The organism is Serratia sp. Je.1.23.a, from assembly GCF_051129805.1.
Classification (GTDB): Bacteria; Pseudomonadota; Gammaproteobacteria; order Enterobacterales; family Enterobacteriaceae; genus Serratia; species Serratia liquefaciens.
Map to the genome: position 1 here is coordinate 58,166 of NZ_JBCPSR010000003.1, position 20,104 is coordinate 78,269.

General features: G+C 55.2%; 17 protein-coding genes. 12 read left to right on the forward strand and 5 right to left on the reverse strand.

What is annotated here, in order from left to right:
• Positions 1-82 precede the first annotated feature (82 nt).
• Entirely contained in the window at positions 83-1,261 is a 1,179-nt protein-coding gene (locus tag AAZT04_RS12470) for a sugar efflux transporter (protein ID WP_129940882.1), read from the forward strand.
• Here AAZT04_RS12470 and AAZT04_RS12475 read toward each other — a convergent pair.
• The gene (locus tag AAZT04_RS12475) at positions 1,258-1,512 is read right to left on the reverse strand and encodes a YkgJ family cysteine cluster protein (protein ID WP_044552526.1); all 255 of its coding nucleotides are present in this window, start codon (positions 1,510-1,512) and stop codon (positions 1,258-1,260) included. The two genes, AAZT04_RS12470 and AAZT04_RS12475, sit on opposite strands and share 4 nt — an antisense overlap.
• 284 nt (positions 1,513-1,796) lie before the next feature.
• On the opposite strand from AAZT04_RS12475, the gene mtr reads away from it, so the two are divergent.
• On the forward strand, positions 1,797-3,041 hold the full coding sequence (mtr, locus tag AAZT04_RS12480; protein ID WP_020827768.1) for a tryptophan permease: 1,245 nt from the start codon (positions 1,797-1,799) through the stop codon (positions 3,039-3,041).
• Positions 3,042-3,322: 281 nt separating this feature from the next.
• Positions 3,323-3,895, forward strand: a complete 573-nt coding sequence (gene yeiP / locus AAZT04_RS12485; RefSeq protein WP_020827769.1) for an elongation factor P-like protein YeiP — start codon at positions 3,323-3,325, stop codon at positions 3,893-3,895.
• Between the two features lie 38 nt (positions 3,896-3,933).
• Here yeiP and uxuA read toward each other — a convergent pair whose 3' ends face one another.
• Positions 3,934-5,124 carry a mannonate dehydratase gene (gene uxuA / locus AAZT04_RS12490; protein ID WP_020827770.1) on the reverse strand — a complete coding sequence of 397 codons (1,191 nt, stop codon included), beginning with the start codon at positions 5,122-5,124 and terminating at the stop codon, positions 3,934-3,936.
• A 337-nt stretch (positions 5,125-5,461) separates the two neighbouring features.
• Here uxuA and AAZT04_RS12495 point away from each other — a divergent pair, with 337 nt between their 5' ends.
• A complete protein-coding gene (locus AAZT04_RS12495) occupies positions 5,462-6,943 on the forward strand; it encodes a mannitol dehydrogenase family protein (RefSeq protein WP_197821157.1) in 1,482 nt (493 codons plus the stop codon).
• Between the two features lie 66 nt (positions 6,944-7,009).
• On the opposite strand, the gene AAZT04_RS12500 is transcribed toward AAZT04_RS12495, so the two are convergent.
• Positions 7,010-7,318 carry a type 1 fimbrial protein gene (locus AAZT04_RS12500; protein WP_041414761.1) on the reverse strand — a complete coding sequence of 103 codons (309 nt, stop codon included), beginning with the start codon at positions 7,316-7,318 and terminating at the stop codon, positions 7,010-7,012.
• A gap of 317 nt (positions 7,319-7,635) precedes the next feature.
• On the opposite strand from AAZT04_RS12500, the gene AAZT04_RS12505 reads away from it, so the two are divergent.
• The 8 genes from AAZT04_RS12505 (at position 7,636) to yejF (ending at position 17,909) form a co-directional block, all read left to right on the forward strand.
• Positions 7,636-8,610, forward strand: coding sequence for a CobW family GTP-binding protein (locus AAZT04_RS12505; protein WP_434680319.1), 975 nt, complete (start codon positions 7,636-7,638; stop codon positions 8,608-8,610).
• A 52-nt stretch (positions 8,611-8,662) separates the two neighbouring features.
• Positions 8,663-9,367 carry a phosphatase PAP2 family protein gene (locus AAZT04_RS12510; RefSeq protein ID WP_020827774.1) on the forward strand — a complete coding sequence of 235 codons (705 nt, stop codon included), beginning with the start codon at positions 8,663-8,665 and terminating at the stop codon, positions 9,365-9,367.
• A 415-nt stretch (positions 9,368-9,782) separates the two neighbouring features.
• Entirely contained in the window at positions 9,783-10,358 is a 576-nt protein-coding gene (gene mepS / locus AAZT04_RS12515) for a bifunctional murein DD-endopeptidase/murein LD-carboxypeptidase (protein WP_041414762.1), read from the forward strand.
• A gap of 345 nt (positions 10,359-10,703) precedes the next feature.
• Positions 10,704-12,290 (forward strand): cyclic di-GMP phosphodiesterase, encoded by a 1,587-nt coding sequence (locus tag AAZT04_RS12520; RefSeq protein ID WP_046373088.1) that lies wholly within the window; start codon positions 10,704-10,706, stop codon positions 12,288-12,290.
• A gap of 89 nt (positions 12,291-12,379) precedes the next feature.
• The gene (locus AAZT04_RS12525; protein WP_261449203.1) at positions 12,380-14,188 is read left to right on the forward strand and encodes an extracellular solute-binding protein; all 1,809 of its coding nucleotides are present in this window, start codon (positions 12,380-12,382) and stop codon (positions 14,186-14,188) included.
• Positions 14,189-14,198: 10 nt separating this feature from the next.
• The gene (locus AAZT04_RS12530; protein ID WP_048759238.1) at positions 14,199-15,293 is read left to right on the forward strand and encodes a microcin C ABC transporter permease YejB; all 1,095 of its coding nucleotides are present in this window, start codon (positions 14,199-14,201) and stop codon (positions 15,291-15,293) included.
• Positions 15,290-16,315 (forward strand): ABC transporter permease, encoded by a 1,026-nt coding sequence (locus AAZT04_RS12535; protein WP_434680326.1) that lies wholly within the window; start codon positions 15,290-15,292, stop codon positions 16,313-16,315. Before AAZT04_RS12530 ends, AAZT04_RS12535 begins: the two co-directional genes overlap by 4 nt.
• A gap of 1 nt (position 16,316) precedes the next feature.
• The gene (gene yejF / locus AAZT04_RS12540; protein WP_434680329.1) at positions 16,317-17,909 is read left to right on the forward strand and encodes a microcin C ABC transporter ATP-binding protein YejF; all 1,593 of its coding nucleotides are present in this window, start codon (positions 16,317-16,319) and stop codon (positions 17,907-17,909) included.
• A 9-nt stretch (positions 17,910-17,918) separates the two neighbouring features.
• Here yejF and AAZT04_RS12545 read toward each other — a convergent pair whose 3' ends face one another.
• Positions 17,919-18,263, reverse strand: coding sequence for a YejG family protein (locus tag AAZT04_RS12545; protein WP_020827781.1), 345 nt, complete (start codon positions 18,261-18,263; stop codon positions 17,919-17,921).
• A 603-nt stretch (positions 18,264-18,866) separates the two neighbouring features.
• The gene (locus AAZT04_RS12550) at positions 18,867-20,075 is read right to left on the reverse strand and encodes a Bcr/CflA family multidrug efflux MFS transporter (protein ID WP_041415525.1); all 1,209 of its coding nucleotides are present in this window, start codon (positions 20,073-20,075) and stop codon (positions 18,867-18,869) included.
• Between the last annotated feature and the right edge of the window lie 29 nt (positions 20,076-20,104).

A 20,104-nucleotide genomic window follows, 5' to 3' on the forward strand; every position in this document is an offset into this window, starting at 1 on the left:
CAGAATGAAACCGGTTTTTGTTCTTTTTAAACAGGCGTATTATGCGCGCGACTCCCTCATTTACGGCTATTTGCTGACCTCTATGCCTACTTCAACTGCGGTAACGCGACGCTCGCCCGATCTGACCTCGCTGGCCTTTTTAGTGGTGGCGTTCCTCACCGGGATTGCCGGTGCGTTACAAACCCCGACTCTGAGCCTGTTCCTGGCAACCGAGGTGAAGGTGCGCCCTTCCATGGTTGGGTTATTTTTCACCGGCAGCGCGGTGATCGGCATCCTGGTCAGCCAGTTTCTGGCTCGCCGCTCAGATCAAAAAGGGGATCGCAAAACGCTGATCTTCCTCTGCTGCATGTTAGGGGCACTGGGCTGCGTACTGTTCGCCTGGAACCGTAATTATTATCTGTTGCTGGCAGTCGGCGTAATGCTGACCAGCTTCGGCTCGACCGCCAACCCGCAGATGTTCGCTCTGGCGCGCGAACACGCCGACCGCACCGGCCGCGAAGCGGTAATGTTCAGCTCTATCCTGCGGGCTCAGGTTTCTCTCGCCTGGGTTATTGGGCCGCCTATCGCCTTTGCGCTGGCATTGGGATTCGGTTTTAAGGTGATGTATCTGGCCGCCGCCGCAGCGTTTATCCTGTGTGGCGTGCTGGTGTGGAAAATGCTGCCGTCGATGCGTAAAACGCCGGTGGCTTCCAGTACCACGCTGGAAGCTCCGCGGAAAAATCGCCGCGATACGCTGCTGCTGTTTTTAACCTGCACCTTTATGTGGACCGCCAACAGCATGTATTTAATCAATATGCCGCTGTATATGGTGCATGAGCTGCAACTGCCGGAAAGGTTAGCCGGAATATTGATGGGGACGGCGGCCGGGCTGGAGATACCGACCATGTTGCTGGCCGGCATGGTGGCGAAACGCTTCGGTAAACGTTTCCTGATGCGTTGCGCGGTAGCGGCGGGCCTGCTGTTTTACTTCGGGTTACTGTTTATCACCGGTACCTGGCAACTGATTGCCCTGCAATTGCTCAACGCGGCGTTTATTGGCGTGCTGGCAGGCATTGGTATGCTCTATTTTCAAGATTTGATGCCCGGTCAGGCTGGGGCAGCAACCACTTTGTTTACCAACACTACGCGCGTGGGCTGGATTTTTGCCGGTTCAATCGCCGGCGTGGTGGCGGAGGTCTGGAACTATCACGCGGTGTTTTATTCCGCGTTGGCGATGGTGGTCGGCGCGGTGCTGTGCCTGTGGAAACTGAAAGAGGCTTAAGGTGCAGTATCCGCTTCCAGCTTGATCAGATAGACCAATGCCTGGTCGCGGTGGTCATGGCACATTTCGCGGCTGGCCTGCAGGCTGCCGCAGACCTTGGGCCGCAGCGGTGAATGAAACAGACCGCAACGCAGCTGCTCGCTCAGATGAATGCAGCGGGTGTTGGCGGGCTTGCCGTTAGGCATGCCGGGGATCGGGCTGGATATTGAAGGCGCAATACAACAGGCGCCACAGTCGGTACGACAGTCCATCAGCGAGTCTCCCGGTGGGCTGGCGGAATTGAAGCGCGACAATATCAGTCGCGCTCATCGGCCGCCAGCATAATCCGTGTTGGCGCGCGAATCTTTACATCTCGCGTTTTAAATCGTGAATCGCCCCGTTTTCTCACCCGCCCGCAAATTGCCATAAGCTCCCCTTCCGCCGCCAATTAATGCATGAAACAAGCGCATTAGCGGCTTTACATGCGCTAACCGCACATGTACCATTGAGCTAGTACAAAAGAATCCACGGCCGACGAGGCCAATCAGGAGCAAAAATGTCCGCGGACACCATCCAGAAGCTTTCCCGCCCTTCAGTGCTTGGCGGCGCGATGATCATTGCAGGCACCGCCGTCGGCGCCGGCATGTTCTCCATTCCCATCGTCACTTCTGGCGTGTGGTTCAGCGGCTCCGTCGCGCTGCTGGTTTATACCTGGGCCTGCATGCTGATTTCTGGCCTGATGATCCTGGAGGCCGCCCTGCACTACCCAAGCGGCGCCAGCTTCCACACCATCGTCAAAGATCTGCTGGGTAAAGGCTGGAACGCCATTAACGGTATTTCCATCGCCTTTGTCCTGTACATCCTCACCTATGCCTATATCTCCGCCGGTGGCTCTATTATCGCCCATACGCTGGAAGGTATCGTCGGCGTCGGGCAGTCCACCGCCGGGTTGGTGTTTGCCGTGGTAGTGGCGTTTATCGTGTGGCTCTCCACCCGCGCAGTTGATCGCCTGAGCACGATCCTGATCGGCGGTATGGTGATCACCTTTGTGATGTCGGTGGGCGACATGTTCACGCATGTGCAGCCGGCAGTACTGTTCAATCGCGGTGACGACCAGGCCAGCTATCTGCCTTACGCCCTGGCGGCGCTGCCTTATCTGCTGACCTCCTTCGGTTACCACGGCAACGTGCCGGGACTGGTGAAGTACTACCACAAAGACAGCGGCGCAGTCGTGCGCAGCCTGGTGTACGGCACCCTGCTGGCGCTGGCGATCTATATCCTGTGGCAGTATGTGATTCAGGGCAACATCGCCCGCGATGCCTTCAAACAGGTGATTGCCGAAGGCGGCAACATTGGCAGCCTGCTCAAGCAGATGGGCAACGTTTCCAGCAGCCAGACCGTCGGCCAGCTACTAAACGCCTTCTCTTATATGGCGCTGGCGAGCTCATTCCTCGGGGTGTCGCTGGGATTGTTCGATTACCTGGCAGACTTCTTCAAATTCAGCGATGACACCGTCGGACGCAGCAAAACCGCGCTGGTGACCTTCGCGCCGCCGACCATTGCCGCCCTGCTGTTCCCGAACGGCTTCCTTTACGCCATCGGCTTCGCCGGCCTGGCCGCCACCGTTTGGGCGGTAATAGTACCGGCCATGATGGCGCGTGCCAGCCGCCGCCGCTTTACCGAAGCGCAATATCGCGCTCCCGGTGGCTACGGCATGATCCTGTTCATCATTCTGTTCGGGGTGATCAACGCCGTCGCGCACGTGTTGGCACTGCTGGGTCTGTTACCGGTGTTCCAGTAATACCGTAGGGGATGGCGCCCGCCGTCCCCTTAGTCTGATGACAAACACCCGAAAAACGTGGTTTTCGGATGTTTGAGGTAAATCAGAAGACACCATCCTTTGTTTTTTTAGTCCCTAGATCAGAACTTTTAACTGCAAAGGACGTTGTCAGCAATTTGAGGGGATGGCGCCCGCCATCCCCTTTTTCTGTCACTGTTTTTGCTCGATCTGCTTGCCTGAAATCAGCGGCGCGAGTAACTTGTCGCAACTTCCCAAATACTCTTCATTGCAGGTTATTTTATATGGCAAAAGCTAACGAAATTAAGCGCGGCATGGCGATCAACTACAACGGCAAACTGCTGCTGGTGAAAGACATTGATGTGCAAAGCCCAAGCGCGCGCGGCGCCAGCACCTTGTACAAAATGCGCTTCTCCGACGTCCGCACCGGGCTGAAGGTTGAAGAGCGTTTCAAGGGCGACGATATTCTGGACACCATTAGCCTGTCACGCCGCAAGGTGAACTTCTCTTATATCGACGGCGAAGAATACGTGTTTATGGATGACGAGGATTACACCCCGTATATCTTTAAGAAAGACCAGATCGAAGATGAACTGCTGTTTATTCCCGAAGGCGGTCTGCCGGGCATGCAGGTACTGACCCTGGATGGCCAGGTGTTGGCGCTGGAACTGCCGCAGACCGTGGACATGGAAATTGTCGACACCGCACCGGGCATCAAAGGTGCCTCTGCCAGTGCCCGCAACAAGCCAGCCACCATGGCGACTGGCCTGACCATTCAGGTACCGGAATACCTCAGTGCCGGTGACAAAATCCGCATTCATATTGCCGAGCGCCGCTACATGAGTCGCGCTGACTAGTCGATATTCTGGGGCCTGTATGGCCCCTTTTTAATGGCTTAGGGCAAATCCGGGAAGAAGCGGCGTTTAAGCGCCAGCTCCACCCCGCGCAGTTCCGCCAACCCCTTCAAACGACCAATCGCCGAGTAGCCCGGGTTGGTTTTTTTCTTCAGATCGTCCAGCATCTGGTGCCCATGGTCGGGACGCATCGGGATCGGCCGGCGATCGCCTGCCTGATGGCGCCGTTGCTCCTCAGTGAGGATCGCCTCGATCACCGCCACCATGTCCACGTCGCCTTGCAGATGCGCCCCCTCGTGGAAACTTTTCGGGTTTTCTTCGCGACAGGTAGCACGTAAATGGGTGAAGTGGATGCGATCGCCGAAGGTTTCGATCATCCGTACCAGATCGTTATCCGCCCGTACGCCGTAAGAGCCGGTGCACATGGTGAAGCCGTTATACCGGCTGTCGACCGTTTGCTTGAACCACTGCATATCCTCAATGGTAGAGACGATGCGCGGCAACCCCAAAATCGGCCGCGGCGGATCGTCCGGATGCACTGCCAAACGCACGCCAACCTCCTCCGCCACCGGCACAATGGCGCGCAGGAACACCGCCATATTCTCTCGCAGCTGCGCCTTGTCGATCCCATCGTACTCCGCCAGGCGAGCGCGGAATTGATCGAGGGTATAGCCCTCTTCGGCCCCCGGTAATCCGGCGATAATATTGCCGGTCAGCTTGGCAACCTCCGCCTCGTTCATCGCGGAAAAATAGGTTGCAGCCTGCTCCTGTTCTTGCGGCGTGTAATCCTGCTCTGCGCCAGCGCGTTGCAGGATATGCAGATCAAAAGCCGCGAAGGCGGTCTGATCGAAACGCAACGCTTTCGACCCGTCCGGCAGTAAATACTCCAGATCGGTGCGCGTCCAGTCCAGGATCGGCATAAAGTTGTAGCACACGGTGTCGATGCCGCAGGCCGCGAGGTTACGCAGCGATTGCTGATAGTTAGCGATATGCTGCCGGTAATGGCCGCTGTGGGTTTTGATCTCCTCATGCACCGGGATACTTTCCACCACCGACCACACCAAACCTTTCTCCGCCAATAGGGCCTGACGGGCCTTGATCTCTTCGACCGGCCACACCTCGCCATTCGGGATATGGTGCAAGGCGGTGACGACGCCAGTGGCGCCGGCCTGGCGCACATCATCAAGAGAGACCGGATCGTTCGGCCCATACCAACGCCATGTTTGTTCCATTATTTATCCTTGTAAAAATTGCCCAGTATCGCGGAAGTGATAAAGATCGCCCTGCTCCGGCCATCTTGTTATACCAAAATAAAATAGATATCGGTTATCTTTCACCTTACTCTTTCGCCAATTGCTGTCAAAAGTGAAACCGCGATTGGTTGATCCACTTCACGGATCTGGCTTATTTTGCACGCGCGCATGTAATTAGTGCGCTTACAGCCTTACACTGGCGGCAGAAAATTCGTGCAGCCCCGGCAGAAGGAGTGCCGTATTCTGCACAAAAAAAACTGGTCTGATAACTTTTAAAGTTAACCCCCAACACATCTACTCAGCCTTGGAGCTTTGCATGAAGACTATCGCCAACACGCCGCTTCCGGATGCCGTCCAGCAGCCAGGTTACGATCGCAGCGCATTACAGAGCCGCATGGTGCACATTGGATTTGGTGCCTTTCACCGTGCCCACCAGGCGCTACTGACCGATCGAGTGTTGAATCGTCAGGGCGGCGACTGGGGGATCTGCGAAATCAGCCTGTTCGGCGGTGATAATTTGTTCCGGACGCTGCGCCAGCAGGACCATCTTTACAGCGTGCTGGAAAAAGGCGCGGCGAGTAATCAGGCTATCGTGATCGGTGCGGTGCATGAGAGCGTACACCGCAAGCTGGAAGGGATTGGCGCCGTATTGGAAAAGCTGGCGGAGCCACAGGTGGCGATTGTCTCGATGACCATTACCGAAAAAGGCTATTGCATTGAACCCGGCAGCGGAAAACTGGATCTTCAACATCAGGCGATCCGCGCCGATCTGGCGAATCCCGGCGAGCCTTCTACCGTGCCGGGGATCCTGGTGGAAGCGCTGCGCCTGCGTCTGGAACGTGGGCTGCCCGCCTTTACCCTGCTCTCTTGCGACAACATCCCGGAAAACGGCCACGTGCTGCGTAACGCGATCGTCGGTTTGGCCGAAGCGCGCGACGGCGCGCTGGCCGACTGGATTGCCCGCGAGGTGAGCTTCCCCAGCACCATGGTAGACCGTATCGTCCCAGCCGCTACGCCAGAGACGCTGGATGAAGTGGCCGAGGCGCTCGGCGGCGTTCGTGATGAATGCGCCATCGCCTGCGAACCCTTTATCCAGTGGGTCGTTGAGGATAACTTTGTCGCCGGCCGCCCAGCCTGGGAACGGGCCGGTGCACAGTTGGTCAATGACGTGCTGCCTTTTGAGCAGATGAAACTGCGCATGCTGAACGGCAGCCACTCTTTCCTGGCCTATCTCGGGTATCTTGGGGGCTATCAGTACATCAACGACTGTATGGGCGATGAGTCTTATCGCCGCGCCGCACTCCACCTGATGCTGGCCGAACAGGCGCCGACGCTGAACGTTAGCGGCATCGATTTGCCCGCCTATGCAGCACAGCTGATTGAGCGCTACAGCAACCCGGCGTTGCAACACCGTACCTGGCAAATTGCCATGGACGGCACGCAAAAATTACCGCAGCGTATGCTGGACTCGGTGCGTTGGCATCTGCAGCATGGCGGCAGCTATGCCGGTCTGGCTCTCGGGGTAGCGGGCTGGATGCGCTATGTCGGCGGCGTGGATGATGCCGGGCAGCCAATAGACATCCGCGATCCGTTATTGGCTACGCTGCAACAGACAGTGGCTTCAACGCCGGATGATGAACAACGGGTAAAAGCCCTGTTGGGTCTAACGGCTATTTTTGGTGAGCAATTGGCGGCCAACGAGGAATTTGTCACGGCGGTCACCCACGCCTACTTGTCATTACGCGATCGCGGTGCGCGTCAAACGGTGCAAAACTGGGTGTCGACTCAGCTGGCTTAGCCATTGAACAAGGCGTAAAGCGGGGAAAATGACGATGCCGGATATCATCCGGCATCGCCGAACGACTTAACGATAAACTACCGTCATCACTGCAAGTTTTTTCTGTTGATCCACCCACTTCATTTCGGTCGAACCTAAATTCAGCGGCAGTTCTTTGCGTGTAGCATCAAATTTCGACAGGGCCTGTTGGTCTTGATAGTGCTGCCCATTTCGGTAACATTGCGTATTGGCCGTTGAAGCGGTAACTTTCACCGTACAGGGGCTTTCCACAATAGATCCGACAAAACGAATAACTCCACCAGTGGTTCCTGCATGACTTACTGCCGTCCATGAAAACAACATTCCTGCGATCAAAAATAACCGAAAGACATTCATGGCAACCTCATTTTTTGTTAAGCCAATTTAAACATAGAGGATCTTCTTAGGAATAATCGCAAGGTAAGGGCATTTATTTGGCGGGTAATCGGGCAATTAACAAAGTTAAAACAAGCTACTAACAACTATTTCCCTTAGGTAATATCCGGTTTTTACTGGGATTTTTCCTAATAATGACCGCCATTTGGTTGCTTTAAAATGACGTATCTCAATCTGTCGGATTTGTGACTTAACGCAGGGAGAGCAGCGCCATCCTGCCAGGTGAAGTAGAATGGCCAAACTATTGCCCTTAAATTCATTAACATCAGGAATAATTAATGACTAAAACTAACCTGATCACCGGTTTTCTCGGCAGCGGCAAAACCACCACCATCCGCCATTTGCTGGCTAACAAGCCGGAACATGAACGCTGGGCTGTGCTGGTGAATGAGTTCGGTGAAATTGGCATCGACGGCGCGCTGCTGGCTGACAGCGGCGCAGTGTTGAAGGAGATCCCTGGCGGCTGCATGTGTTGCGTGAACGGGCTGCCGATGCAGGTCGGGCTGAACATGTTGCTGCAACAAAACAAGCCTGATCGCTTGCTGATCGAACCCACCGGGCTCGGTCATCCGAAACAGATCCTGTCATTGCTGACGCAAGACAGTTACGCCGGTTGGATCGATCTGCAGGCCACGCTGTGCCTGTTGGATGCACGCCAACTCAGCGAACCGCGCTACCGCGACAACGAAAACTTCCGCGATCAACTGGTGGCCGCCGACATTATTCTGGCCAGCAAAAGCGACACCTATCAGCCGCAAGATCTGATGGCCCTGCAGCAATGGATGGAACAGGATGGCCACCAGCGTCCGCTTTATCATATTGAACGCGGTCAGGCCGATGTCGCGTGGCTCGACCAACCTCGCACTAATCGTACAGAATTACCCGATGCACAACATCATCATAGTCATGCCAAAACGCAGGGCCTGGCCGCATTGCGACTGCCGGAAACTTCCCGCTGGCGTCGAGCGCTTAACCAGGGCCAGGGTTTTAACAGCTGTGGTTGGATTTTTGACGCCGATACGGTGTTCGACACCGTTGGCATTATGGAGTGGATACGTCTGGCGCCGGTCGAACGCGCCAAAGGTGTGGTACGTATTGCTGAAGGTACACTTTTAATCAACCGTCAGGGGCAAGATCTCAATATCGAAACGCGCCCTGTTACACCGCTGGACAGCCGAATTGAACTGATTCACAGCGAGAATGCGGACTGGAACGCGTTGCAATCCAAGCTGTTTAGTATTCGTTTAAGTTGAGATCTTTACCGTTAATGCCCTTTTACTCTTTAGACAGACTACAGGTTATGCCATGACTCGCCGCAACTTACCCCTCATCATTTTCTTCAATATATTGGGCATTGTGCTGTTCTTGTCCTGGTTCCTGCCGGCGAATCACGGTTATTGGTTTACTCTGGATTCGGAAATTTTCTTCTTCTTTAATCGTCATCTGGCTACCGATCCCGGTTTTCTGCATCTGGTGGCTATCACCAATAACCGCGCCTTTGACGTCATTTCGCTGCTGGCCATGGGGTTGTTGTACCTGTGCTTTTACCTGCAGCAGGATGGCGCCGGCCGTCGCCGCTTGTTGATTACCGGCGTTGTTATGCTGCTGACCGCCGTGGTGCTGAACCAGCTTGGGCATTTACTGCCGGTCAAACACCCTAGCCCGTCGCTGAGTTTTGAGAACATCAACCGCGTCAGCGAACTGACCGGTATTCCGACTAAAGACGCTTCAGGCGACAGCTTCCCCGGCGATCACGGCATGATGCTGATGATATTTTCCTGCTTTATGTTGCGTTACTTCAACCGTCGCGCGTTCGCCGTCGCGCTGCTGATTACGGTGGTATTTTCATTGCCGCGCGTGATGATTGGTGCCCACTGGTTTACCGATATTGCCGTCGGCTCGCTGTCGGTGGTGCTGGTTGGCGCCAGCTGGTGTCTGATGACGCCGTTTAGCGATGTGCTGATCCGGGGTCTGAATCGCCTGCTACCCGGTAAACACCGTCCAGCATAGTCATAACTATTGGTTATGATCCCCAGGAGGCCCGCCGGCCTCCTGATTATTTCCCCACCGCATTTCGTTTATTTCCCCATCAGCGCGTTAACGCTTTCGCCACCTGATTTCACGCAAAACCAACACAACGGACAATCAGCGTTTTTTATATGAAGATTTACATTATGTTACATCACAAATTCATATAAAAAAGGGTGGAAAAAGGCTCGCAATCCCCAATTCGTTACGGTAATCTCGGATGCGTTTGTGCCTGGTTTAACCTGACTCAGCTTCAAATCCACTAAAAATGTGCGTTCCAGCACGTTTTCAGAGGTAACTGATTGTCGTTAAAACAGCTGCAGATTAGTCTCGTTCCGTTTGGCATTTTTCAGGTAGCGACTGACGTCGTTAAGGACTTCAAGGGAAAACAATAACAATGGTCAAATCTCAACCGTTTCTGAGATATTTTTTGCGGGTAGTACCTGCAATTGCCGCAGCGGTAATGCTCTCCGCGTGCAGCACGACTCACACTTCGAACTTGAATAACGCACAAACTGAGATGCGTGCAGTTAATGACAAAGACGGTCTTTTACTGCAAGCCTCTCAGGATGAATTCGAAGCAATGGTCCGTAACGTTGACGTCAAGTCAAAGATTATGGATCAGTATGCAGACTGGAAAGGCGTTCGCTACCGTTTAGGCGGTGAAACCAAGCGCGGCATCGATTGCTCAGCGTTTGTACAGCGTACTTTCCGCGAACAGTTTGGCATGGACTTACCGCGTTCGACCTACGAACAGGAAGACATGGGCAAGAAAATCTTGCGCACCAAACTGCGTCCTGGCGATCTGGTGCTGTTCCGCGCCGGCTCAACCGGGCGCCACGTCGGCATCTATTTAGGTAACGATCAATTCGTTCATGCCTCTACCAGCAACGGCGTGATGATTTCGAAACTGAGCGATAACTACTGGAATAAACGTTATCGCGAAGCCCGCCGGGTGCTTACCAGCAGCTGACGGCGCCTGACCTGATTGTCCTGAATACCAAACGAGCGATAGAACGCTGCCTTCGGGCAGCGTTTTTTTTTGCACCGCTGTCTGCTCCGGATTGAGATCTTATTATCCGTTCGCAGCGCTTTGCCCCTACCCCAGTATTTCGCGATATTATTTGTAGGAAACTACGCACCGATGAAAAACTCACCTATTATCGTCAAATGGGATAATGGTAGTCATGCCTGATTTAAACGATTAACAACCGTTAAATAATCGATGAATAATGACTGCAACAGCGCCGTTGGGATATATTACGCAGTCACTCTATAACAAAAACAAATTGATACGCCGTGCTCAGGGGGCAGGTTTATGGGCTTGAAAAGGGCATTTGCACGCCACGTCTCTCACAGACGACGCAGTTTGGCTAAAAGCGCCATCGTAGCCCTGGTCTTTTTTATCCTGTTCATGGCGATTACACTCTCTCTGATTGACCACCAGCGCACGCAATATCAACATCGGGTCGAGCAACGCACACAAAAATTCACAGCCGATACGCTTAATGATCTGACAACCATCATGCAGCAGTTAATGCCGCTGATTGACCGCCCCTGTTCTGCCAGCCAACCGGATATTACTTACCAGGCTGCTTTCCATTCCGGCGTACGCACTTTTATGCTGGTAAAAAATGGCTTTGCCTATTGCTCTTCGGCCACCGGCGAAATGATGCTGGCGCTGAAAAACATCTATCCGGAGATTGACCCGCATCAGTCGTTGGATCTCAAATTGCAGCAGGGAACGCCGCTGGTACCGGGGAAACCGGCAGTAGCCGTCTGGTTACGTCAACCAGGAAAAGAAGACACCGGTGTGCTGGCGACGCTGGATATCGCGCTTATGCCCTATCAGTTGTTTACCTCTCGCCCGGAGCGGGCACCGGCGATCGCTATTATCCTGGGCGATCGTGCGCTGACCAGCTTTAGTCCGAATTTAATGCCGGTGAACCAGTTACCGAACGAGAAAGCCGATCGCATCTCTATCGCCGGCACGCCGATGACCATTCTGTTTTATAACCAAAAGCTGACGCCCAACGATATCCGCCTGACCCTGATGGGCAGCCTGGTACTGTCATTAATGATCGGCGTGCTCTGCTATTACATGCTGTTGCTGCGCCAGAGCCCGGAACGCGCCCTGATGCGCGGTATCAAGCGCAACGAATTCTTTATCGAATATCAGCCGGTGTTCCATACCCAAAGCGGCACCATCGGCGGACTGGAAGCCTTGATCCGCTGGCAGCATCCGATTGAAGGCCGCATCCCGCCGGATCTGTTTATTCCCTATGCCGAAAGCGAAGGGCTGATTGTGCCGCTAACGCGCCATCTGTTCCGCCTGATTGCCGAAGATGCACCCAAGCTGGCGACGGCGCTACCGCAGGGGGCCAAGCTCGGTCTGAACATCTCCCCTTCCCACCTTAGCGCCCCCTCCTTCCATCACGACGTGTATGAATTGCTGGCGCAACTGCCGGGCGATTACTTTACGTTGGTCTTTGAGATTACCGAGCGCGGCATGGTGGAAGAAGGCAATGCGCTGGCGGAGTTCGACTGGCTGCACCAGCAGGGCATCGAGATCGCCATTGATGATTTCGGTACCGGCCACAGCGCGCTGATCTATCTGGAACGCTTTAGCATGGATTATCTGAAAATAGATCGTGGTTTCGTTAACTCCATCGGCCAGGACACGGTCACCGCCCCGGTCCTGGACGCGGTGATTTCGCTGGCGAAAAAGCTGAAGATGCAAACCGTAGCGGAAGGCGTAGAAACCGCAGAACAGGTGAGCTTTCTGCAGGAACAGGACGTGAATTTCATGCAGGGATATTATTACAGCAGACCACTGAGCATCGACAACTTCGTGGCCTTCTGCAATGCCCATACCGTAATGGATCATCAGGCGCTAAAGGGCTGATCTTTTAACTTCTTTACCCTGCGGCGCGGCGGCAAATGTTATGCTGGCCGCAGGCTTAATTGACTTTACAGCAGGAGCTTACCGTCAAGATGTCCGTGCGCGTTTTTGCTGCCCTGGTGCTCTCAGCACTGAGTTTCGGTCTGCAGGCTGAAACCCTCAATGAAAGCTATGCTTTCGCCCAGCTCGGTGAGCCCAAGTACTCCACCGACTTTAGCCATTACGACTACGTTAACCCGGCGGCGCCCAAAGGTGGCGATGTGCGGCTGGCAGCGATTGGCACCTATGATAACTTCAACCGCTACGCCCCCCGCGGCGTGCCCGGCGAACGCACCGACGCATTGTATGACTCTCTGTTTACTACCTCGGACGATGAAATAGGCAGCTACTACCCGCTGATTGCCGAATCTGCCCGCTTCCCGGCCGACATGCGCTGGGTAGAGATCGATATCAACGCCCGCGCCCGCTTCCACGATAGCACGCCCATCACCGCCGCCGACGTGGCCTTCACCTTTAACAAGTTTATGACCGAGGGCGTACCGCAGTTTCGCGTCGCCTACAAAGGCATTACGGTCAAGGCTATCTCACGTCTGACGGTACGTATCGAATTCCCGCAGCCGGATAAAGACAAACTGCTGGGGCTGTTTAGCCTCCCCATATTGCCGCAAAGCTTCTGGAAAGATCACAAGTTGAATGACCCCCTGAGCACGCCGCCGCTCAGCAGCGGGCCGTACAAGATTGCCAGCTACCGCCTAGGCCAATATATTACCTATCAGCGCGTGCGAGATTATTGGGCGGCTAACCTGCCGGTTAACCGTGGCCGTTTTAACTTCGACAGCATCCGCTACGACTACTACCTGGACGATAAAGTTGCGCTGGAAGCCTTTAAGGCCGGTGCCTATGACTTCCGCATTGAAGGCTCGCCAAAAAACTGGGCAACCCAGTACCAGGGGGGCAATTTCGCCCGCAACTATATAATCAAACAGGACGAAACCAACCAGTCGGCGCAAAATACCCGCTGGATGGCCTTCAACATGAGACGCCCGCTGTTTGCCGACCCCAAGGTTCGCGAGGCGATCACACTGGCGTTTGATTTTGACTGGATGAACAAGGCGCTGTATTACAATGCCTATCAACGCACCAACAGCTATTTCCAAAATACCCCTTACGCCGCCAGCGGTTATCCTGACGCGGCAGAATTGGCGCTGCTGGCACCGCTGAAGGGCAAGGTACCGGCGGAAGTCTTCACCAGTATCTACCAGCCACCGTCCTCCGACGGCAGCGGCAACGATCGCCAGAACCTGCTGAAAGCCACGCAGTTGCTGAACCAGGCCGGCTGGGAAGTGAAAAACCAGCGGTTGGTGAACAGCAAAACCGGCCAACCCTTCAGCTTCGAACTGATGCTGCTGAGCGGCAGCAACTTCCAGTACGTATTGCCGTTCCAGCACAACCTGAAACGGCTGGGCATTGATATGCAGATCCGTGAGATCGACATATCCCAGTTCACTAAGCGTATGCGAGACGGTGATTTCGACATGATGCCGACGGTCTATTTGGCTATGCCCTTCCCAAGCTCCAGCCTTGAGACGCTTTGGGATTCCAAATACATCAACTCCAGTTGGAATACCCCCGGCGTCACCGATCCGGCCGTCGACAGCCTGGTCAGGCAGATCGCCGCGCACCAGGGCGACGAGAAAGCCCTGCTGCCGCTGGGCAGGGCGTTGGATCGGGTACTGACCTGGAACAGGTACATGCTGCCGATGTGGTATTCCAATCACGATCGCTACGCGTACTGGGACAAATTCTCCACGCCGCCTATCCGCCCGGCCTATGTGATCGGCTTCGATAACTGGTGGTTTGACGTCAATAAGGCGGCGCGTTTGCCGACTCAACAACAATAAGGAATCTGCGATGGCGGCTTATTTAATTCGCAGACTGCTGCTGATTATCCCCACCCTGTGGGCGATCATCACCATTAACTTTTTTATCGTGCAAATTGCGCCCGGTGGCCCGGTCGATCAGGCCATCGCCACTATCGAAATGGGCCAGAGCAGCGGCTTCGGCGGCGGCGGAATAGGCGACGGCCTGGGGCATGCGCGCACCGGCGTTGCCAGTGCCACGGACAGTCAATACCGCGGCTCACGCGGGTTGGATCCGGAAGTGATCGCCGAAATCACCAAACGCTATGGCTTCGACAAGCCGCTGCACGAGCGCTATTTCACCATGTTGTGGAATTACATGCGCCTCGACTTCGGCGACAGCCTGTTCCGCGGCGCGTCGGTGATGCAGCTGGTTGGCCACAGCCTGCCAGTCTCCATTACGCTGGGGCTGTGGAGTACGCTGATCATTTACCTGGTGTCGATCCCGCTGGGGATCCGCAAAGCCGTACATAACGGCAGCGCCTTCGACACCTGGAGCAGCACCCTGATTATCATCGGTTACGCTATTCCCGCTTTTCTGTTCGCCATTCTGATGATTGTGCTGTTCGCCGGCGGCAGCTATCTCGACTGGTTCCCGCTGCGTGGTCTGGTTTCCAGCAATTTCGATACCCTGCCGTGGTACAGCAAAATCACCGACTACCTGTGGCATATCACCCTGCCCGTTCTGGCGACGGTGATTGGCGGTTTCGCCACCCTGACCATGCTGACCAAAAATTCGTTCCTCGACGAGATCCGCAAACAGTACGTGGTTACCGCCCGCGCCAAAGGGTTAGACGAGAACAAAATCCTTTATCGCCACGTGTTTCGCAATGCCATGCTGCTGGTGATCGCCGGCTTCCCGGCGACCTTTGTCAGCATGTTTTTCACCGGTTCTTTACTGATCGAGGTGATGTTCTCGCTTAACGGGCTGGGCCTGTTGGGCTATGACGCCACGCTGCAGCGCGATTATCCGGTGATGTTCGGCACGTTGTATATCTTCACCCTGATTGGCCTGCTGTTGAATATTCTCAGCGATATCACCTATACCCTGGTCGATCCGCGTATTGATTTCGAGGCCCGCCAATGAGCCGCTTAAGCCCAATTAACCAGGCGCGCTGGGCACGTTTTCGCAGCAACCGCCGCGGCTACTGGTCGCTGTGGATTTTTCTGGTGCTGTTTGTCCTCAGCCTGGGGGCCAACCTGATCGCCAACGACAGACCACTGCTGGTGCGCTACGAAGGGCGCCTGTATCTGCCGTTCATCATCGACTACAGCGAGACCACCTTCGGCGGCGAGCTGAACACCGCCACCGACTATCAGGATCCCTTCGTAAAAAAACAGATCGACAGCCACGGCTGGGCGGTTTGGACGCCGATCCGCTTCAGTTATGACACCATCAATTTCGCTACCGAAGTGCCCTTCCCCTCCGCGCCTTCACGCCACAATCTGTTGGGCACCGACGGCAACGGCAGCGACGTGCTGGCCCGCGTGCTGTATGGCTTTCGTATTTCGATGCTGTTCGGGCTGGCGTTGACGCTGTTCTCCAGCGTGATTGGCGTTTGCGTCGGTGCCGTACAGGGCTACTACGGCGGGCGCATAGACCTGTGGGGCCAGCGCTTTATCGAGGTGTGGTCGGGCATGCCGACGCTGTTTTTGATCATTTTGTTGTCGAGCATCGTACAACCCAATTTCTGGTGGCTGCTCGGCATCACCATTTTATTCGGCTGGATGAGCCTGGTGGGCGTGGTGCGCGCGGAGTTCTTGCGTACCCGCAACTACGACTATATCCGCGCCGCACGCGCCATGGGGGTGCAGGATCGGGTCATTATGTATCGCCATATGCTGCCCAATGCGATGGTGGCGATGCTGACTTTCTTGCCGTTTATTCTGTGCGGCTCCATCACGACCCTGACCTCGCTCGACTTCCTCGGCTTCGGCCTGCCGATAGGCTCCCCGTCGCTCGGCGAACTGTTGCTGCAGGGCAAGAACAACCTTCAGGCGCCGTGGCTCGGCATCACCGCTTTCCTGGTGCTGGCGGTGCTGCTGTCTTTACTCATTTTTATCGGCGAAGCGGTACGCGACGCCTTTGACCCCAGCAAGGCGCATTAATATGGCTAGCACTCCTCTGCTTTCAATTCAGGATCTCGGCGTGGCTTTTCGTCAGGGAGAGGTATTGAACCCGGTGGTCAACGGCCTTTCGCTGCAGATCGAAAAGGCAGAGACGCTGGCGTTGGTGGGTGAGTCCGGTTCAGGCAAAAGCGTCACTGCGCTGTCGGTATTGCGCCTGCTGCCCTCGCCTCCGGTGGTCTATACCGCCGGCGATATCCAGTTCAACGGCAATTCGCTGCTGCATGCGCCAGAGGGCGAGCTACGCAAGGTGCGCGGCAACCAGATTTCGATGATATTCCAGGAGCCGATGGTGTCGCTCAATCCGCTGCACACCATTGAAAAACAGCTGGCCGAAGTACTGGCGCTGCATCGCGGCATGCGGCGCGACGTCGCACGCGGCGAGATCATCCAATGCCTGGATCGCGTCGGTATCCGCAATGCCAAGGGACGGTTGAAAGACTATCCGCATCAGCTTTCCGGCGGCGAGCGGCAGCGGGTGATGATCGCCATGGCGGTGCTGACCCAGCCCAAATTGCTGATCGCGGATGAACCCACCACAGCGCTTGATGTGACTATCCAGGCGCAAATTCTGCTGCTGCTGAAGGAGCTGAAGCAGGAAATGGGCATGGGACTGCTGTTTATCACCCACAACCTGAATATTGTGCGTCGCCTGGCGGACAACGTGGCGGTGATGCGCCAGGGCCAATGCGTTGAGCAGAACGACCGTGTCCGCCTGTTTAGCCAGCCGCAGCATCCTTACACCCAGCAATTGCTGGCGGCGGAGAACGTGGGCGATCCGCTGCCATTGCCGGCGGATGCCGCTCCGCTGCTGAAGGTGGAAAACCTGCAGGTCAGCTTCCCGATCAAGCGCGGTTTGCTGCGCCGCACGGTCGGTCATCATTATGCACTGAAGGATTTGAGTTTTGAGCTGAAGGCCGGGGAAAGCGTTGGGCTGGTAGGAGAATCAGGTTCGGGGAAAAGCACCACCGGGCTGGCGCTATTGCGTCTGCTGAGTGCCAAAGGCGCTATGTGGTTTAACGGCCAGCCGCTGCACCAGTTCAGCATGAAGCAAATGCTGCCGTACCGCAGCCAGATGCAGATTGTGTTCCAGGATCCTTTCTCGGCGCTGAACCCCCGGCTGAACGTGCTGCAAATTATTGCCGAAGGTCTGGAAGTACACCAGAAACTGAGTGCCGAGCAGCGAGAACAGCGGGTGACCGAGGTATTGCAAGAAGTGGGATTGGATCCTGCTTTGCGCCACCGTTACCCTACCGAGTTTTCCGGTGGCCAACGCCAACGTATCGCCATCGCACGTGCGCTGATTTTACAACCGCAGTTGCTGATCCTGGATGAGCCAACCTCGTCGCTGGATAAATCGGTGCAGGCGCAAATCCTGACGTTGCTGAAATCACTGCAACAACGCCACCGGCTGGCCTATCTGTTTATCAGCCACGATTTGCAGGTAGTGCGTTCGCTGTGTCATCAGGTCATTGTATTGCGACAGGGAGAGGTGGTTGAGCAAGGCGATTGTCAGACGATCTTTAACTCGCCCGCCGCCGCTTATACGCAGCAGCTATTGCAGTTGGCGGACTAGCGGCGGGAGTCAGAAAGGATATTGCGCACTCATGGGTTCGGCGATAGCGGCACCGACGTTTTTGAGCCGACACAGGGTGGTGCTTTCGTCACAGCGTTGCACAAACAGGCAAGGCTCCCCTTCCCACTCCACGATGGCGCAGTCGACCTGAATCTCCTGCAAAGACAGATTAAGCTGCTGCATGACCTGCCAGGCGTCAGCCCCTTCATGGCTGAGCAGTTTCAGGCCAATCAGGTTGTTATCTTCGTCTATTCCGCTGAGCGGAATCGGTTCGACCTTGACGCCGGTAGAGCCTGATAGCCAACGATAACTTTGCGGCAAGCGATGCACTACCGAAAGTTGGATACTTTCCACATGAAATCCCTAGTTTGAAAAATGAAACGCTTTTAACCTGACAGGGTAACTAAGTTATAGCCGCTGCGTCCCGACTCTGCCGCCCATGAATGTTATTTAAATGTAAATAATGTCACAGACAGTTAACTTACCCCTGCGCTTACTGATGTCCTGCCGTTTTTCAGACACTCTGCGTTGTCGTTTCACAGCATTTTGCGACTCAGCTCGCATTTTTGCGTTATATGTAACCCTTTCCCGCCGCAATCTCAACTCTTTTTTCTCTCAATGCGGTTACTTTTCGCTCTTTATAATTTTACATTGTGGAAACATTTAACTTCTTGACGCCGAGCTCAACCTTAAGTTAATGCCTTGATTATCAATGACCCTAACCTAAACACCCGCCGATTTCCCCTCAAAACCCGGAGTGTAAATACCCGCCGCCGCTTGCCACAGGCAGAGCAATTTATTTAACAAAAAGCACACAGCATGAACGGCAACCTGTTGATTGGCGCACGGATGCTTAGCAATAAACCGACTGACGTCATTGAAGTTCAGGGAGGCAAAACGGAAGGTGCAACCCACTCAGGCCCAAACGTAACGTTGAGCCTGAGTCAGGGAGGAGAACTACGGCGTGTTCGGTGAGGCTTTATGGCGCGGCCGGCTGGCGTATAAATAGAACAGTACCGCAACGATACTGCACAACGCCATCGAAGAGACCATCGGCCAGGCGCTCTTGCCGGGCGCCATCGCCAGTATCGCGCCCACCAGCGCACCAATACTGAAACGTAGCGTACCGGCCAGAGAGGAAGCGGTGCCCGCCATATGCGGGAAATCGTCCAGGATCACTGCCATGGCGTTTGACGAAATCATGGCGATACAGCCCAGATACACCGCCACGCCCAGCACCAACGCCCAGAAGCCGAGGCCGATTGCGCTAACCGCCAGTAACCACAACCCCATCGCCAATTGAACAAACAGGCCCAAACGGAACATTTTGATCGCCCCCAGCCGCCGCACATTGCGGCTGTTGACCAGCGTCGTCAGGAACAAAAACACAATGTTCAGCGCAAAATAGTAACCAAAATGCTGCGGCGATACGTGATTAAGCTCGATATACACAAACGGCCCGGCGCTGAGGAACGAGAACATGCCGGCAAACGAGAAGGCGCTGGCCAGCATGTAGCTCAGCACCCGCTTGTGCCGGAACAATGAAGCGAAGTTGCCCAGCGTGGTTCGCAGATGAAATTTCTGCCGTCGCTCCTTCGGCAGCGTCTCCTTGATAAAGAACGCCACCAGCAACGACCCGATCAGGGCCGCCGCGCCCATGGTCCAGAAAATCGCATGCCAACTGAACCACAGCAGCAGCGCACCGCCAATCATCGGCGCCAGCAAAGGGGCGATGGTCATCACCAGGATGACGAACGACATCATGCGTGAGAATTCGTCCTTGGTGAACATATCGCGCATCAGGGCGTTAATCACCACGCTCGCCGCCGCCGCCGACAGCCCGTGCAGGAAACGCAGGTTGATCAATTGGTCGATCGACTGCGCCATTGCACAGGCGCCGCCGGCAATCGCGAAGATCAGCGTTCCCCACAGGATCACCGGCTTGCGGCCAATACTGTCTGACATTGGCCCGTAGAACAGCTGCCCCAAAGCAAAGCCGAGCATATAGGCGCTGAGCGTCATCTGCACGCTGCCCGCCTCGACGCCGAACTGTTTGGCAATCACCGGCATACTGGGCAAATACATGTCGATAGCCAATGGCATCAGCATGGAAAGCAGGCCCAGAATAAAAATCAAACCGAGGTGAGATGACCGGTTCTGTTGCACGTTCAACGACTCCTTCATCAGCCGTAGTG